Origin of the sequence: Pseudomonas cyclaminis (assembly GCF_015163715.1) — a bacterium.
GTDB lineage: Bacteria > Pseudomonadota > Gammaproteobacteria > Pseudomonadales > Pseudomonadaceae > Aquipseudomonas > Aquipseudomonas cyclaminis.
Genome location: NZ_JADDUM010000193.1, coordinates 14,946 through 31,403 on the forward strand (window position 1 = coordinate 14,946; position 16,458 = coordinate 31,403).

The 16,458-nt window shown below is 60.6% G+C and carries 9 protein-coding genes and 2 pseudogenes; 3 read left to right on the forward strand and 8 right to left on the reverse strand.

Going from position 1 to position 16,458, the window contains the following annotated elements:
- Positions 1–143: 143 nt before the first annotated feature.
- From IQK56_RS22435 to mexE, 3 genes are read right to left on the reverse strand one after another with little or no spacing between them, the layout of a single operon-like run.
- On the reverse strand, positions 144–1,559 hold the full coding sequence (locus IQK56_RS22435) for an efflux transporter outer membrane subunit (RefSeq protein WP_122307745.1): 1,416 nt from the start codon (positions 1,557–1,559) through the stop codon (positions 144–146).
- Positions 1,556–4,735 carry an efflux RND transporter permease subunit gene (locus IQK56_RS22440; RefSeq protein ID WP_099584252.1) on the reverse strand — a complete coding sequence of 1,060 codons (3,180 nt, stop codon included), beginning with the start codon at positions 4,733–4,735 and terminating at the stop codon, positions 1,556–1,558. Before IQK56_RS22440 ends, IQK56_RS22435 begins: the two co-directional genes overlap by 4 nt.
- A 15-nt stretch (positions 4,736–4,750) precedes the next feature.
- On the reverse strand, positions 4,751–5,992 hold the full coding sequence (gene mexE, locus IQK56_RS22445) for a multidrug efflux RND transporter periplasmic adaptor subunit MexE (RefSeq protein WP_122307763.1): 1,242 nt from the start codon (positions 5,990–5,992) through the stop codon (positions 4,751–4,753).
- 151 nt (positions 5,993–6,143) lie between these two features.
- Here mexE and IQK56_RS22450 point away from each other — a divergent pair, with 151 nt between their 5' ends.
- Entirely contained in the window at positions 6,144–7,946 is a 1,803-nt protein-coding gene (locus IQK56_RS22450; protein ID WP_193863092.1) for a hypothetical protein, read from the forward strand.
- 73 nt (positions 7,947–8,019) lie between these two features.
- Here IQK56_RS22450 and IQK56_RS22455 read toward each other — a convergent pair whose 3' ends face one another.
- The 3 genes from IQK56_RS22455 to IQK56_RS22465 are packed head-to-tail and all read right to left on the reverse strand — an operon-like array spanning position 8,020 to position 12,103.
- Positions 8,020–10,230, reverse strand: coding sequence for a GMC family oxidoreductase (locus IQK56_RS22455; protein ID WP_122307747.1), 2,211 nt, complete (start codon positions 10,228–10,230; stop codon positions 8,020–8,022).
- Positions 10,227–10,739, reverse strand: a complete 513-nt coding sequence (locus IQK56_RS22460; RefSeq protein WP_193863094.1) for a sorbitol dehydrogenase — start codon at positions 10,737–10,739, stop codon at positions 10,227–10,229. The genes IQK56_RS22455 and IQK56_RS22460 overlap by 4 nt, the downstream gene beginning before the upstream one ends.
- Positions 10,736–12,103 (reverse strand): cytochrome C, encoded by a 1,368-nt coding sequence (locus IQK56_RS22465; RefSeq protein WP_122307749.1) that lies wholly within the window; start codon positions 12,101–12,103, stop codon positions 10,736–10,738. The genes IQK56_RS22460 and IQK56_RS22465 overlap by 4 nt, the downstream gene beginning before the upstream one ends.
- A 262-nt stretch (positions 12,104–12,365) precedes the next feature.
- Between IQK56_RS22465 and IQK56_RS22470 the strand changes: the two genes are divergently transcribed.
- Positions 12,366–14,390 (forward strand): AAA family ATPase, encoded by a 2,025-nt coding sequence (locus tag IQK56_RS22470; protein ID WP_193863096.1) that lies wholly within the window; start codon positions 12,366–12,368, stop codon positions 14,388–14,390.
- Positions 14,387–15,802 carry an McrC family protein gene (locus IQK56_RS22475; RefSeq protein ID WP_246500264.1) on the forward strand — a complete coding sequence of 472 codons (1,416 nt, stop codon included), beginning with the start codon at positions 14,387–14,389 and terminating at the stop codon, positions 15,800–15,802. Before IQK56_RS22470 ends, IQK56_RS22475 begins: the two co-directional genes overlap by 4 nt.
- On the opposite strand, the pseudogene IQK56_RS22480 reads toward IQK56_RS22475, so the two are convergent.
- Together IQK56_RS22480 and IQK56_RS22485 are read right to left on the reverse strand one after the other, a co-directional pair.
- A pseudogene (locus IQK56_RS22480) lies at positions 15,762–16,058 on the reverse strand (hypothetical protein); the annotation flags it as partial. The gene IQK56_RS22475 and the pseudogene IQK56_RS22480 sit on opposite strands and share 41 nt — an antisense overlap.
- 172 nt (positions 16,059–16,230) lie before the next feature.
- Positions 16,231–16,458 (reverse strand): annotated as a pseudogene (locus IQK56_RS22485) (response regulator); the annotation flags it as partial.

Consider the following 16,458-nt stretch of genomic DNA (forward strand, 5'->3'; position numbering starts at 1 on the left):
CAGATAACGCTGGGTGGCGTGAAGGCAATCACCGCCGACCCCCTATATAGGTGGCTGAGGCATTAAACAAAAAAAGCCCCATGACCAAACAGGTCACAGGGCTAAAAATTGGCTGGATGCGACCAACCAAAGGAGCTCTTACGTTACTTCGCAGTCGCCACAACCGTGTCCGGCTTCCATCCACCCCCCAGCGCCTTGTAGATCGCCACGATTCCGCGATACAGGTCTACTTCGGCCTGGGCCTGGGAGTCTTCGGCGGCCAGGCGTTCGCGTTGGGCGTCGAGCAGGACGAGGAAGTCTACGGTGCCTTCGCGGTAGCGGATGGCGGCGAGGTCGGCGGCGGCGCGGCTGGATTCGCTTTGACGGATCAGTGAGATCAGGCGTTGCTGGCGCTTGCCGTAGTCACTGAAGGCGTTCTCGGATTCTTCCAGGGCGAGCAACACTTGCTGTTCGTAGGTCGCCAGGGCGCCATCGGCTTCGGCGTCGGCGCCACGCAGGCGGGCGCGTACGCTGCCCAGGTCGAACGCGGCCCAGGTGATGCTCGGGCCGAGGGCCCAGGCATTCGCTGCCGAGGAGCCGATCTGCGAACCACGCCCGGCGGTGAAGCCGAGGAAGCCGCTGAGGCTGACCCGTGGGAACAGGTCGGCCTTGGCCACGCCGATGCGCGCGGTGGCGGCGGCCAGTTTGCGTTCGGCGCTGAGGATATCCGGACGCCGTTGCAGCAGTTGGCCTGGGTCCCCGATGGGCAGTGCCTTGGCAATCGCCGGCAAGTCCTTGGGGCTCAAGTCCACGCTGAGTTTGTCCGGACGCTGGCCGAGGAGGGTGGCGATGCGGTTACGCTCGCGCACTTGTTCGGCCTGCAGTTGCGGCACGCTGGCTTCAACGGCGGCGAGGCGTGCGTCGGCACGTTCCACATCGAGTTGATCGCCCACACCGGCGTCACGCAGGCTGACGGTGATGGTGCGCGATTCCTGCTGGTTCTTCAGGTTGTCCAGGGCGATCTTTTCACGCAGTTGCGCGCCGCGCAGTTGACCGTAGGCGTCCACCAGCTCGGCAATCATGCTGACTTGCAGCTGGTACAGATCGGCTTCGGCGGCCTGCTGGTCGGCGTCGGTCGCTTCCAGGTTGCGCTGGATGCGGCCGAACAGGTCCAGTTCCCAGGCCATGTCCAGGCCCAGGTCATAACGCTCGGTCTTGACCCGGCGAGTGGTCTGGCCGGGGATCTGGCCCTTGCCCTGGTCACTGCTGACGCGGCTGGTGATGGTCGGCATGGCGTCATTGCTGGCGTCATCGCGGATCGCCCGAGCCGCCCGCAGGCGGGCAAAGGCGACGCGCAGGTCACGGTTGCCTTGCAGGGATTGAGTCACCAACTGGTTAAGGGTCGGGTCCTCGAACTGCTGCCACCAGATGCCTTCGAACTTGGCGTGGTCATACTGCTTGGCGTCCGCGGCGGCGGTGATGTTCGCCGCCTCCGGGGTCTGGGTTTTATAGTCCGGGCCGACGGCACAGGCGCTCAGCGCCAGTACCAGCAAGCTCGGCAGGAATACTTTCACACTCATTGCTGTGTCTCCAGCTTCAAGGCCTTGGCCGCTTTGCGCGCTTCGCTGCGTTCCACATAGCGACGGATCAGTACGTAGAACACCGGCGTCAGCAACAGACCGAAGAAGGTCACACCAATCATCCCCGAGAACACCGCCACGCCCATGGCATGACGCATCTCGGCACCGGCACCGCTGGACAACACCAGTGGCACCACACCCATGATGAACGCGAACGAGGTCATCAGGATCGGCCGCAGACGCAGACGGCAGGCTTCCAGTACGGCAGCGAGCGGGTCGAGGCCTTCCTGTTGTTTATCCTTGGCGAACTCGACGATCAGAATCGCGTTCTTGCACGCCAGGCCCACCAGTACGATCAGGCCGATCTGGGTGAAGATGTTGTTGTCGCCGCCCGAGATGATTACCCCGGTGATGGCCGACAGCAGCGTCATCGGTACGATCAGGATCACCGCCAGCGGCAGGCTCCAGCTCTCGTATTGAGCGGCCAGCACCAGGAACGCCAGCAGCACGCAGAGCGGGAACACGAACAGCGCGGTATTGCCCGAGAGGATCTGCTGATAGGTCAGGTCGGTCCACTCGTAGGTCATGCCGTTGGGCAGTTCATCCTTCAACAGTTTTTCAATCGCGGCCTGGGCCTGGCCGGAGCTGTAGCCCGGTGCGGCGTTGCCGTTGATTTCTGCGGTGATGAAGCCGTTGTAGTGCATCACGCGGTCCGGGCCCGAGGTGTCGCTGACCTTGATAAAGGTCGCCAGCGGGATCATCTCGCCTTTGTTGTTGCGCACTTTCAGTTGGCCGATCTGGTCGGAGTCCTGGCGGAACTGTTGCTCAGCCTGCACGTTGACCTGATAGGTGCGCCCGAAGCGGTTGAAGTCGTTGGCATACAACGAACCCAGGTAGACCTGCAGGGTGTCGAAGATGTCGCTGATCGCCACGCCGTGGGTCTTGGCCTTTTCGCGGTCGATGGCGGCATCGACTTGCGGCACATTGACGGTGTAGCTGGTGAACAGGCCAAACAGCTCCGGCACGCCGTGGCTTTTAGTGATGACGTTCTGCACTTCTTTGTACAGCTCGTCATAGCCCAGGTTGCCGCGGTCTTCGATCTGCAGGCGGAACCCGCCGATCGTGCCCAGGCCCTGTACCGGCGGCGGTGGGAAGATCGCCATGTAGGCTTCTTCGATATTGGCGTACTGGCCATTCAGCGCGCCGGCAATCGCTCCGGCGGACATGCTCGGGTCTTTGCGTTCATCGAACGGCTTCAAGGTCACGAACACGATGCCGCTGTTCGGGCTGTTGGTGAAGCCGTTGATCGACAGGCCAGGGAAGGCAATCGCAGCCTCCACGCCAGGCTGCTTCAGCGCGATCTCCGACATGCGCTTCATCACGTTTTCGGTGCGGTCCAGGCTCGCGGCGTCGGGCAGTTGGGCGAAGGCCACCAGGTATTGCTTGTCCTGGGCCGGCACGAAACCGGTCGGCGTGTGGGCAAACCCGAAGAAGGTCAGCACCATCAGGCCGGCGTACACGAACAGGGCGATACCACTGCCGCGAATCACCCGGCGTACGGTGCCCACGTAGCCATGGCTGGCCTTTTCGAAGAAGCGGTTGAACGGACGGAACAGCCAGCCGCCGAAAAGCTTGTCGAGGAACTTCGAGAAGCGATCCTTCGGTGCGTCGTGACCGCGCAGCAACACGGCGGCCAGGGCTGGGGACAGGGTCAGCGAGTTGAACGCCGAGATCACCGTCGAGATCGCAATGGTCAAGGCGAACTGTTTGTAGAACTGCCCGGTCAAGCCACTGATGAACGCGGCTGGAATGAACACCGCGCACAGCACCAATGCTGTGGCGATGATCGGGCCGGTCACTTCACTCATGGCTTTTTCAGTCGCAGGGAACGGCTCCAGGCCCAGCTCGATATTACGCTCGACGTTCTCCACCACCACGATGGCGTCGTCCACCACGATGCCGATGGCCAAGACCAATCCGAACAACGACAGCGCGTTGAGCGAGAACCCGAACAGGTGCATCACCGCAAAGGTACCGATCAACGATACCGGCACCGCCACCAACGGAATGATCGAGGCGCGCCAGGTCTGCAGGAACAGGATCACCACCAGCACCACGAGGATCAGCGCTTCGAACAGGGTGTGTACCACCGCTTCGATGGAGCCGCGCACAAAGATCGTCGGGTCATAGGCGATGCGGTAGTCCATGCCCGCCGGGAAGCTCTTTTTCAGCTCAGCCATCTTGGCGCGCACATCGTTGGAGATGTCGATGGCATTGGAGCCGGGGCGTTGGAAGATTGGAATCGCCACGGCAGGCTGGTTATCGATCAGCGAGCGCAGCGCGTATTGGCTGGACCCCAGTTCAACTCGGGCGATGTCCTTGAGGCGCGTGATTTCACCGTTGGCGCCGGCGCGAATCACAATGTTCTCGAACTCTTCCTCGGTCACCAGGCGGCCTTGGGTATTGACCGACAACTGGAAGCTGGTGTCGCTCGGCGCAGGCTGCGCGCCCAGGGCACCGGCCGCCACCTGGCGGTTCTGCTCGCGGATTGCGGTCACCACGTCGGTGGCGGTCAGGTTGCGCGAGGCGGTCTTGTTCGGGTCGAGCCAGACGCGCAGGGAGTAATCGCCCATGCCGAACAACTGCACGTCGCCCACGCCGCCCAAGCGGGCCAGCTCATCCTTGATATTGAGGATGGCGTAGTTGGACAGGTACAGCATGTCGTAGCGCTGATCCGGGGAGGTCAAGTGCACCACCATGGTCAGGTCGGGGGAGGCCTTGTCCACGGTGATACCGATGCGCGTCACTTCCTCAGGCAATTTTGGCTGAGTCCGGGTCACACGGTTCTGTACCTGCACCTGCGCGTTGTCCAGGTCGGTGCCCAGGGCGAAGGTGATGGTCAGGGTCAGTTTGCCGTCAGCGGTGGATTGCGAGGACATGTACAGCATGTTCTCGACGCCGGTGATGGCCTGCTCCAGCGGCGCGGCCACGGTTTCACCGATGACCTTGGGGTTGGCGCCGGGGAAGTTGGCCCGCACGACCACAGTCGGCGGCACCACTTCCGGGTATTCGCTGATCGGCAGTTGGAACAGCGAAATTGCGCCGGCGATCAGGATCAACAGCGACAGCACCGCTGCGAAGATCGGCCGCGAAATGAAGAACTTGGAAAAATTCATCTTGAGTCGTATCCCTTAACCGCGTGGAGTCGCGACGCTGGCCAGTTTGGGCGCGGCTTTATCCGGCGCCACTTGTTCCAGGTTGCTGGCTTCAAGCGCTTGTCGTTGTTGGGCCAAGGCGGCGAGGGTTTCCTGGCTGGCCATCGGAATGGTTTCCGGCGCGACCGGCGAGCCTGGACGCACGCGCTGCAGGCCCTTGACGATAATCGTGTCGTCCTTGTTCAGGCCGCTGCGCACGATGCGCAAACCTTCGATCTTCGGCCCCAGTTCCACGGCACGGTAGGCCGGCTTGTCACCGTCCATCACCAGCACGAATTTCTTGCCCAGGTCGGTGCCCACGGCTTCGTCGTTGATCAGCACCGCGGAGTAGGTGCCGCTGCCCACCAGCTTCAGGCGTGCGTAGAGGCCCGGGGTGTATTCGCCCTTGCTGTTATCGAACACGGCGCGACCACGGATGGTGCCGGTGGCCGGGTTGACCTGGTTGTCGACGAAGTTCATCTGGCCCAGGTGCGGGTTGCCGGTTTCATTCGACAGGCCCAGGTACACCGGGGTAGTGGCGCCTCGGCGGCCCTGGCGCGCCAGTTCGGTGTACTTGAGGTACACGCGCTCATCGGCGTCGAAGTAGGCGTAGACCTTGTCGGTGGACACCACGCTGGTCAGCGCGGTGACATCGGCGGTCACCAGGTTGCCGGCGGTGATCTCGGCACGGCTGACGCGGCCGCTGATAGGCGAGGTCACGCGGGTAAAACTCAGGTTCAGCTTGGCCAGGTCCAACTGCGCCTGGATGCCGGCGACAGCGGCGCGGGCTTCCTGGGCGGCGGTGGTGCGCGAGTCGGCCAGTTCGGCGGAGATTGCATTGCTCTGGCGCAGGCGCTCGCCGCGTTGGGCTTCGTTGTCGCTGCGAGTGGCGGCGGCGCGGGTCTGTTGCAACTGGGCTTCAAGGCGGCGCACTTCAGCCTGGAACGGACGCGGGTCGATCTGGAACAGCAGGTCGCCTTTCTTGACCAAAGCGCCTTCGGTGAAAGCGACTTGGTCAATCTGGCCAGAAACCCGAGGACGGATCTGCACTGTTTCCGGCGCTTCCAAACGGCCGGTGAATTCATCCCACTCGTTGACCGGTTGTTCCAGCACCTTGGCCACGCTGACTTTTGCCGCAGGCATGGCGGCCGCTTGGTCCGGGGTCTTGCCGCACGCGCTCATCACCACCACGGCCAGAATCGCCAGGGGGAAGCGCAAATGTTTGAGTGACTGTTCCATGAGGTGCATCCGCCAATGTATTTGAGATGGGCGGATCATGCGCGGCGAGGGGGTATGTCACGAATCGAATGAAGCGAAGGTAACTATCATTGCGAATGATATAAGCGCGAGATTAGCCCTCTAGCATAGGGGTTTCGTTAGGGGGCTATCAATGGCCGTGATGACAAAGGAGTGTTGCGGGTGTGCAAGCAATGTCGATTTCGGCACCCGTATGGTTACTATTGCGCATGCAGATAGTTCGACCAGGAAGTCACTCATGACCATGCTCCAAACGTCGCTCCGTAAAAATATCAGGGTCCAGAGCAACACCTTTTCCCATGCGCTCAGCCAGACCCTGACGGTCTTGTCCGAGCGAATCAGCCAGGCTCAAGCCAGCATTGCCGCTATCGACCGCCTGAGTTTACGCAGCGCCGAAAGGGAGCGCACCAGAGCCCTGGCTCCGACCCAGGCGTGCGTGCAGCAGTGCCAACAGCAGTTCGATCGGCACAAAGGTGAAGGGCGCGGCTTCGGTTGGCTGCTCAGCCCGCTGGCTACGCATCAGGCGTCCGTTGAACTCAAGGCCGCCCGGCTCCAGCATGAACAAGCGATCCTGGCCTTCGATGAGCCGGCCATCACGGCACAACGCAACAGCGACATCGACGAGCACAACCGGTACGTCGCTGGTCAGCATGAGGAACAGCTCAAACTTAAGGACCTATTGGCGGAACTTCTAAAATCCCAGCGCCAGTTGAAGGACTTCGAGTTGGCCGCGGCAGGGGCTTTGGCAGCTGCGAAAGGCGACGGATGGCTGGCGCCTGATTTCGCCGTAAACTTGGCCCGGGTGATGGACCTTGTGCGCGAGGTGAAAATGCCACAAGCCCACGACTGCCTGGGGCAACTGGTCTTTCAGAAAACACCGGATGTGGCAGCCTATGCCAAGTTGCGCAAGTGCGCCGAAGGCATTCGCGAACGCGCCAATCGGGATCACTTCGGCGTTGCGGTTACCGGCGGTTTTCCCAATATTGTCGCGGCCAGCGCAGGGTTGGCGGCGGCAAACATGCAACGCGATCCCGCCCGTCAGTTGTTGCAATGTCGTCAAACCGCCGATCAGTGGCAACTGCTGAGCCAATTGGCGACTTCACCCACCCACCTGTCCATCGATGTGCTCTGGGCGATCTACTGGGCGATGTTTCAGTGCCAACAGGAAATGGCCAGGTTCCTGAACAGCGCAGCGGCCATTGAAGATCTGTTGAACGGCCGGTTCAGTGCCTACGTCGAACACTGGCTTGGGAGCTGGGCGTCCAAACAGGTTCCAAAATTCGGCTACCCCATGTCCCAGTCTTTCCTTGGCACGCTGCAACTGGCGGGCAAGCCGGAAGAAAGCCGGTTAGGGGCCGACCTTGGCGTTATTATTTCATTGAACATTGGTGGCCTTATCTGTCGCAAAGCCGTGCTTTTGCAGGCCAAGCGGGCAAAGGACTGGGTCGCCGATGTGGGCAGTAAAAAAGGCCAGCTACCCAAGCTGTCCAAGTTGCCTCGGGGCGGTTACTACCTGTTCTATCACGAGTCTGCGAACCTGCAATTGGCCACTGCGGTTCCAACGGTCAGCTCTGCTCAAGCGTTGGAGCAGCTGTTGCTCACGGCGGGCAAAAACCCGGATGGCACCTACCTGCCCGTCGACGTGCGCGAGACGGGGTGGGATTGGGCGAGCTTTATAAGTTTTGGCCTGTGTGACGCCCATTCGCAGATCGGTGAGCCGTTCGACACCATCGATGACGCGCTGCGGATCCTGGGCAGTGGCGAGACCGGCGCGCTTCCCCTTCGGCTGTTCGTGGTCGCTATCGAGGATGAACCGTACGTGCTTGAGATGGCGCAGCGTGTGCGTGAGCACTATGTAGACCTGCAAGAGCCGCTGACCAAGAAAGAAAGGAAACAGCTGGACGGGGATGAACGTGACCATAGCCACGGTATGTGACGCGTCAAGGACCTGCATGCCGAGAGCCTGAGAGCACCGGGGCTGCGCGCTGAGCACGCTCGCAGCCCGGTTTTTACGCGGTACCGAACTCGACCCGTACCGTCAGCGCCCCCTGGTTATCTCCAAGCCCAATCCCATACCGCCCCTCCAGATCATCGTTGATGCACAGCTGCAATTCCCCGGTCTGCCCCGGCGGAATCTCGGCCAGGTCCCCCACCAGAAATGGCGTGCCACTGTTGCCCACACGCCCAATCAGCGCCCCTTCATTTGCACCGGGCAGGGTGTAGCCCGCCTTGGCGATCAACCCCGGACTGCCATTGCCATCGACCATGCCACCGACCGGGCTGGCCAGCCATTGGCCGCTGACATAGCGCACCAGGCGCGGGCTTGGGCCGCTGATCTGCACGCCAGTGCCTTGCCAGGGTTGGTTCGCCTGCACCTGCACGGTGACGGCCTTGAGGTCGTTGCACAGCGTGTCGCCGGCCTGGATCGACAGCGCGGCGATGGTCAGGCTCGGGTTGGATGTGCCGGTGGTGGGGAACACGCCGTCGCCCACCAGGAACAGGTTGTTGTGGTCCCAACTGCGCTGGTACTTGTCGACCACCGAGGTGGCCGGGTCGGCGCCCATGCGGTAGGTGCCCATCAAGTGGCCGGCGCCCTGGAAAGAGTACGACTCACCCTGGTAGTCAAACAGCCCCGGCTTGATATCGGCCGTCAGTTCAGTAGCGCCGAGCAGTTCGGTGATGACATGGCTGGCGAGAATCCGCGCCTGCTTGAAGCCCTCCTTGGTGTAGTCCGACAGGTCGTAATGGATTTCCGGGCGCGGGATGCCCAGGCGGTCCTGGTACTGGCTGGACGGCACGATGTAGCAGTTGGCGTTATTGGGATCGTCCTCGACTTGTTCCACCAAAAAGCCCACGCGGAACTGCCGGGTGAGCAGGTTGTTCAGCTGTTGTACCAGCGCCGTGCCGAACAGCACCTGGGGCGCTCCCGTGGCGTTTGGCAGCGGGTTGGTGCGGCTGACGTTGGTGCCGTCGATCAGGTCGGCGACGGTGGTGTAGGGATCGCCGATCGGCCAGTTGAAACCCTCGTTGCCGATCTCGATCCGCCACGCTGCGCGCTGGCTGCGAAAGGCGCCGTCGCGCAGGCTTTCGATGCCGGAGGTGGACACCGGGCCACGGTACGGGAACACCGTCTTGCCTTCGGGCATCAAGCCCCACGCCAGGTAGATCGGGTGGTCCGCCAGGCTGCGACCGACCTGGCCGCTGCTATTGGCAACGCCCTTGGGCCAGGCGCTGCTGGTGGAGTTGAGCAGCAGTTTCGGCGTCTCGATGGCATGGGCGGCAATCACATACCGCTGGCCGACCGCGACGCCCGTGCCGGTGGCCGGTCCATCACCCAGTTGGTACTGGATAAACTCGATGCCGCTGACAGTCTTGTCCGCTGCCACGGTGACCTTGCTCGCCACGGTTTTGTACAGCACCCGTACATTGCCGGTGTTGAGCGCATTGTTCAGGGTCACGGTGGCGTCGTACTTGGCCTGGATCGGGCAGATCGGCGTGCAGTTGGTATTGCCCGCGCACACCCGCCGCCCGGCATACGGCTGCGAATTGCGCCCGGCCGGCGTCGGGCTGACCACCAGCGGCAAGCCCTGGAATGACTGGCCCTGCACCGCGCTGACGAAGCTGCCATCGACCAGTGACAACGGAATGCTGGTCATCGGGTATTCATAGTTTGTCGGGAAGGTGATGCCCAGGTAGGCCTGGTCGGCGACGTTGGCCGCCACGCCGATTTCCGCCTCGGCGCGGCAATAGGCGCTTTGCAGGTCGTTGTAGCCGATCGGCCAATCCACGCCCACGCCATACAGCGACTTCATCCGGAAATCATTGGGCAACATGCGCAGGCACGTGGCGACCCAATGCCAGGTGGTGCCGCCGCCGACCCGTTCATACGTGCTGGTAAATGGCAGCGGGCCTTTCTGGACCAGATAGCTGACGTCGGGGTTGTCCCAACCCAGGATCAGGTCGGCAATCGTCGCCCGTGGCGCGTTCTGTTCGGCCGGGTTGCGTGCCGGGCTCAGGGTGCTGACCGGCGGGTAGGGCGATTCGGGGGTTTTCAGCGTGGCGGTGTAGAACCGCTGCAGGTACTGGTTACGGTTGGCCGGGACTTCCGGGCCGGACTCCAGCACCAGCACCTTCACCCCCGCCAGGCCGAGTTGGTAGGCAATGATGCTGCCCGCCAGGCCGGCACCGACGATCACGACGTCTGCTTGTTCGCTGCTCATGAGGATGCTCCTGGCTGTGGGCTGGCGGTGACCCCGGTGAAGTCTTCCAGGCTCGGTGGCGGGCTGTTCCAGTAACCAAAGAAGAACTCGCTGTAACCCATGGGATGGGCCTGAGCGATGTTCCATGCCCAGCTCTGGGTGTAGGCCTCGGCACTGACGACGGTTTGCTCGTCCACCGGGAACGCACCTTGGGTGTACGGCTGGTACCACACGCCCAGCAGCCACAACTTCATGATTGCGCGCGCGGCTTGAGCGGTTTGCGTGGGGGCGGGTTGGCCGTTTTGCATCAGGATCGCGGTGCCGATTTGTTGCGGGGTCTGCTGTTCGGCCAGCAGCGCGGCGTATTGGGCGAGTAGGGCGCTGAGCACGTTTTGCCCCAGGCGTGGGCCGATGAAGTCCAGAAAGGTGGTGGGCAGGCCGATGGGGTCGACCGAGGGCGCCAGCAGTTCCTGATTGATGCCGGTGAGCACCACGCTCAGGCCGGTGAAATTGTCCAGGTCGGTACTCATGGCTGACTCCTTGTCACACCGGTGGATTGGGCGCGTTCGAGCAGATAGGTGAAGTCGGCGAAACTGGTGCGCGGAGATTGCGTCACGTGGGTGGCCGCATTGCCGTGACAGGCGATGCAGCTTGACGATGCCTGGGGCACGGTGCCCTGGATGTAGGTCTCCAGCGTGGCATTGGCGAGGAATGACGGCGCGGGATTGCCCAACGGCTTGGTGGCCGAGATCTGGCACGGTGGCTGGCCGCTGAGGGTCGGCCACTGGGTGCTGATCAACTGGTAATTAGCCCATACGCTATTGGGATTCACCGTGCGCAGCAGGTTCTGGTAGGTGGTGTTGAGGGCCTTGGTTTCGTCGGTCAAAGGGATTTCACGCACGATCTGCGATGGCGTGGCCTTTACCGCCGGGTTCCACGGCCGGGGTGGCGGCTGGTTGACCTCGGCATGGCTGCTGGCGTTGTAGAACAAGTACGGGCCCTTGCGCTCGGCGGGCGGCGTGGTTTTCTCCGGCACATTGTCGACGTGCTCGAAGGTCGACCACACCCACTGCGGCGCGCTGGTGGTCTTGTGCACGATATGCAACCCCACCAGCCCCACCGGCTCGGCAACGCAGGACTCGGCCACCACCGGCCCCTTGCTCGGGTCGCTGTTGCCCGGCGTATACACCAGGGCATCAACGGTATGGAAACTGCCGGGCTGGTCGTTGCCGTCCAGCACCTTCCACGAGGCCTTGACCATCAGCGAACCCACGTCACTGGTGGCCGGGTTGCCACAACTGAACGCCACCGCATTGGTCGGGCTGGCGGCAAAAAACGCCTGCTGGCCCTGGATGCTGTACAGGCCATTGTTGACGATGCCGTCGAACATCGATTGGTTGACCACAATTTCATTGCGTGTGTACACGCCGCTCTGGTCCACCAGCGGGCCGCTTTGAAACGGCTGGATAAACTCGTCCAGCACATCCGGCACCTTGCCCATTTGCTGCAACAAGCGTCCCGAGCCTTTGCCCTCACAGGCCGCCGGCACGTTGGCGGGCGCCTGCCAGGCTGCCGGTTTCTGCCCTTGGGGCAGGAAGATCTGATAGCTCTCTTTGTAGCTTTCCCACACCGTGGCCGCGTCCTGCTGGCCGATCTGCACACCGGTATTGGGATTGCCATCGGCCAGCACCGGCCAGTTCAGCGCAATAAACGTCTGCCATGACATCTCGTCGAAGTTGGCTTGCAGACTGGTGAGGGAAAACGGCGGCGTCGCCGTGACATCGAAGGGTATTTGCGTAGACAGCGTGGGGGCCGCGACGACCAGAGGGCTCAGCAACGCGCCAAACAGCGCACAGCCGAACCCAGGCCGGGGGCGATGGGTGTCCATTCTCATCGTTATCTCCTAAGCATCAGGCGCCAGGAGACAGTGGGTCCGTCATGGACTCTTCAATGCGCCTCCTGGCACGGGCTTGAGCGTAGATAACGCTGGAAATACGGGTGTATCGATCGCTAGATTTATTCGTAATAAAAACAATAGCTAGGCTGGATGTTAGCAACGGAAAACCGCCTCTTGGAAACATTTAGTAGGGTCGCTATCCAGGCGTTACGTGATAATGGCAGTATGCAATCATTTTCAAGGGAAGGAATTTCTGCACGTGGCATCTACCAACTTCACCCGCGACCAATTCGAATGCCTGCGCGAATGGCACGAAAAGGTATTTGACAAGACCGATAGCGCCCACCGTGATGCCTACGGTCAACTGCGCCAAGCTTACGACATCACCAAACTGTGGGCTGTAGCATTACGTGCGCGACTCTTCCCCCACGGTTCCACTAAAACTATTCGCCGACCTATAGACCAGTGGAACAGAAAGTTCGTGGCTTACAACTGGTCGCGTATCTATCCGTATGCAGATGCTCCCCGGGGGTTGGCATACACCATAGGCATCGACGCCGTCGACGGTTTCGTCGTCAAGATTGATCTCGTCGACGCTAAAATTCACGATCCGTCCATGCGTAAGCGCTATGACGAAATTCGTGGGCTTTACAACAACTCACCGATTGTTGCGCTGATGTCGGCTGAAGAAGGGCTGAAGCTAGGTCTTGAGGGAATTGTTGCCTGGAGCGCGGCCGCTATCGAGAACTTCGGCATCGGATATGACGACGTCGCTGCACAGCTGGGCCTGATCCGCAGTCCGAATGTGGCGAACGTACTGGGCCATTTTCAGCGCTGCAAGGATTTCAGGGAACGGCAGCCTGGCTGGAGCAACGAGCTAACGCGGTTGTTTGCGCGTTTTGCAACCGCGGTGCATGAGTTGGGCTTTGACTGGTGGTCAACGAAGAATACCAATGCTCAACTGGTTTTCGGCGGGAAGGAAAAAAACGCGATCAGGGGTTCGACTATTGGTGCATTGTTTGTGCGCCAGGGTGGAGTCGAGGTGCGATGGGTTGCGTTTTCCGGGCTGAAGCGCGTACGCGAGAATCAGCTCTTGAATCAGCAGCTTGTCGAGTTGGTAGAAGGCGCAGCCACCCGGAATAACGATAAATCGACAAAACGTGGTCAGCGTTCCAACCGCATCGGCTTTTGGCCGGATCAGTACGGCAGTGAGGAGGCGGTCGATATGGAAAACCGCACAATACTGGATGGCGACGACCTGTCCGAAAGCAGCGTCATCACTCGCAATCAAATCTACTATGGGCCGCCTGGCACCGGAAAAACCTGGACGCTACAAGACCTGCTTCGATCGAAGTACACCGCTGCCGGGGGCGAAGAGCGCTTCGAATTCGTCACCTTTCACCAGTCCTACGGCTACGAAGAGTTTGTCGAGGGGCTGCGTCCGGTTATTTTCGACAGCACAGACGAGCAGGCCGATGACGTTAGCCGTGGTGACGTTCGCTACGAGATCAAACAGGGCGCCTTTTTGCGTTTGTGTGAGCGAGCCCGAAAGGACCCGACGCATCAGTACGCGATGGTGATAGACGAAATCAACCGAGGCAACATCAGCAAGATTTTTGGCGAACTGATCACGTTGATCGAACTCGACAAGCGTGAGGGTGCGCGTAATCCGGTAACGCTGACGCTGCCCTATTCGGGCAAGCCTTTCAGCGTTCCGTTGAATGTCGACGTGATTGGCACGATGAACACGGCCGACCGTTCGTTGGCGTTGGTGGATACGGCATTGCGACGCCGATTCGAGTTTATCGAACGGATGCCCGATCCGGGTGTATTGCAGGACATCACGGTGTTCAAGGATGATCACGAAATCAGCCTTAAATACCTTTTGGGCGCCCTGAACATGCGCATCGAAGCGCTCTATGATCGTGAGCACACCATCGGGCATGCGTATTTCACTCCATTGGAGCAAGTTTCGACTGAGCTGCGTTTCGATGCACTGGCCACGATATTCAGAACACGAATTATCCCGCTGCTGGAGGAATACTTTTTTGACGATTGGCAGAAAATCTGGCTGGTGCTGGGCGACAACCAGAAGGAAGATCCTGAGTTCCAGTTTGTAAAACGTTTGGCGTCGGATACCGGTTTCACAGACTTGTTCGGATCAAATGACGAATGGGATGAGCATTCGCTACGTCCGCGGTATTGCCTGAATGTCGAGGTGTTCGATCAACCTCAAGCGTACATCGGAATTTATTCGACGCTGCCCAAAACGGCCTTTGAATGAGCGCTGTACAGATCTTCGAATACGACAAGCTGGTCACCGCTGGCGACGGGGTGAGTGCAACCGTCATTCCCGAGAAAGTATTCGCCTGGCTGGAGGGGCAGTGCCTGAAAGTAGGCGAGCAGGCACCTATGTGGTTGAAACTGACCAGCCGACAGGGGAGACGTGTGATCCAGGTGACCAGCTACGTCGGCGTATTGCGTGCGCCCTGCGGTTTTCAGATAGAGATACTGCCCAAGATCGGCCGAAAAACTTCAGCGCACCGGGCACGCAGAAAGCTGATCGAGATGCTCAAGTGCCTGCGCGGTTTTCGTCACCTCAAGACGTTGAATGCCAATCTTCAGGCTGAACGGATGCCTTTGCTTGAAGTGTTCCTCCAGCAGTTTCTTGAAACGGTGGGGCATATTGTCAGCAAAGGCCTGCGCAGCGATTACAGCGCTCGACAAGCCAACTTATCCAGCCTGCGGGGCAAGCTAATGATGGCGCGCCACCTCTCGGAAAATCTGGTGCGACGCGACCGTTTTTTTACCGAGTACGACGAGTTCACTCCGGATCGTGCAGAAAATCGCCTGATCCACTCGGCCCTGCGCAATGCGTTGGGAATGTGCAGCACACCCGACAATCAACGTCTGGCGCGAGAGTTGTGTTTTGTATTCGCTGACGTGCCGATGTCCAGAGATGTGGCTCTGGACTTCAAGCGCATCCGGCTGGACCGGGGTATGGCCTATTACGAACCGGCGCTTGAGTGGGCGAGGCTGATTTTGGAGGGCAACAGTCCGGTGCCGGGTACAGGCAAGCATCACGCACCGTCGTTGCTGTTTCCCATGGAGGCTGTCTTCGAAGCCTATGTGGCGAAACATTTGGCGGGCCAGCTAGAGGAGGGTTATGGCCTTAAGACTCAAGTCAGCAGAGAACATCTGGTGTCGCACAAAGGCCAGGACTGGTTCCGTCTGAAGCCTGACTTGCTGGTTCAGGAGGGCAGACAGTCACGTATGGTGCTCGACACCAAATGGAAGCTATTGGACCACACCAAAGGCAACCGCCACGAAAAGTACCAACTCAGCCAGGCCGACTTCTATCAGCTCCATGCTTATGCCCATCTTTACTTGAAGGCGGCCGGGCATGCAGTGCTGATCTACCCATGGACAGATTCATTCAGCAAGCCCTTGCCCGTGTTCGACTTCAAAAGCTCGCAGCAATTGAAGCTATGGGTCCTGCCGTTTTGCCTTGAGTGCAGCACATTGATGCTGCCCAAGGCGTCACCCCTGGACAGGTTTATCCGCGCGCAGGTGTGTCTGGCTCCACTCGAACATAGGTCCGAAACACATGGTCCCACAGCGGCGAAGACACGCCGAAGTTCTTTTCAATGCCTTTGCGATGATGCAGATCGTGATTCGCTACCAGCCCCGGAATGAACGCGTAGGCCCAATGCGCCGGGCGTGCATCACGTAGTGCACCGAGATGTAGTAGAAGTAGCCCGTCACCGCGCCGACAAACGCCGAGGTCAAGCCGGTGTACCAGGCCAGTAGCAGCAACGCCGCAAAGGTGGAGCTGGTTTTCCAGCTCGATACGCCGATATAGGCCAGCACATCCACATGGTGGGTCCAGTGCTCGTGGCGATACAGCGAGTGGAACAGAAAACGGTGCGCCGAATACTCCACCAGTGTCCAGGCCAGCAGGCCCGCGAGCAGTTGCAGCGGCTCAAGCGGCGCCAGGCACAGCGCCAGGCCGACAAACAGGGGGACGGTGAAAAAATCCAGGTAGTACGCGACTGACGACATCAGCCATTTGTTTGAAGCCGCCATGTGCGGATCGTCCTTGAAGTGCATGAACCGAGGGGAAGTCAGGCCGGGTCGTCCCCGGCGGCGGGCAGAGTGCCTGTTGCCTGGCGCCGTTGCAACAACTCGATGTGCTCGGCGGGCACCAGGGTGCGCAGGGTCTTGTAGAGCACACGGGTTTCCAGCAGGTTCCACACCCGCAGCATGGTTTCCAGCGCGTCCAGCGGCTTGCTGATGAAGTCCCGGGCGCCCAGGGCCAGGGCGCGCAGGCGCGTATCGCGGGTGGCGTCGGC

What these genes read in the sequence shown, in the direction of transcription:
- IQK56_RS22435 (WP_122307745.1), bottom strand. Translation starts at nt 1,559, where the DNA reads ATGAGTGTGAAAGTATTCCTGCCGAGCTTGCTGGTACTGGCGCTGAGC.
- IQK56_RS22450 (WP_193863092.1), top strand. Translation starts at nt 6,144, where the DNA reads ATGGCCGTGATGACAAAGGAGTGTTGCGGGTGTGCAAGCAATGTCGAT.
- IQK56_RS22460 (WP_193863094.1), bottom strand. Translation starts at nt 10,739, where the DNA reads ATGAGTACCGACCTGGACAATTTCACCGGCCTGAGCGTGGTGCTCACC.
- IQK56_RS22455 (WP_122307747.1), bottom strand. Translation starts at nt 10,230, where the DNA reads ATGAGCAGCGAACAAGCAGACGTCGTGATCGTCGGTGCCGGCCTGGCG.
- IQK56_RS22465 (WP_122307749.1), bottom strand. Translation starts at nt 12,103, where the DNA reads ATGAGAATGGACACCCATCGCCCCCGGCCTGGGTTCGGCTGTGCGCTG.
- mexE (WP_122307763.1), bottom strand. Translation starts at nt 5,992, where the DNA reads ATGGAACAGTCACTCAAACATTTGCGCTTCCCCCTGGCGATTCTGGCC.
- IQK56_RS22440 (WP_099584252.1), bottom strand. Translation starts at nt 4,735, where the DNA reads ATGAATTTTTCCAAGTTCTTCATTTCGCGGCCGATCTTCGCAGCGGTG.
- IQK56_RS22475 (WP_246500264.1), top strand. Translation starts at nt 14,387, where the DNA reads ATGAGCGCTGTACAGATCTTCGAATACGACAAGCTGGTCACCGCTGGC.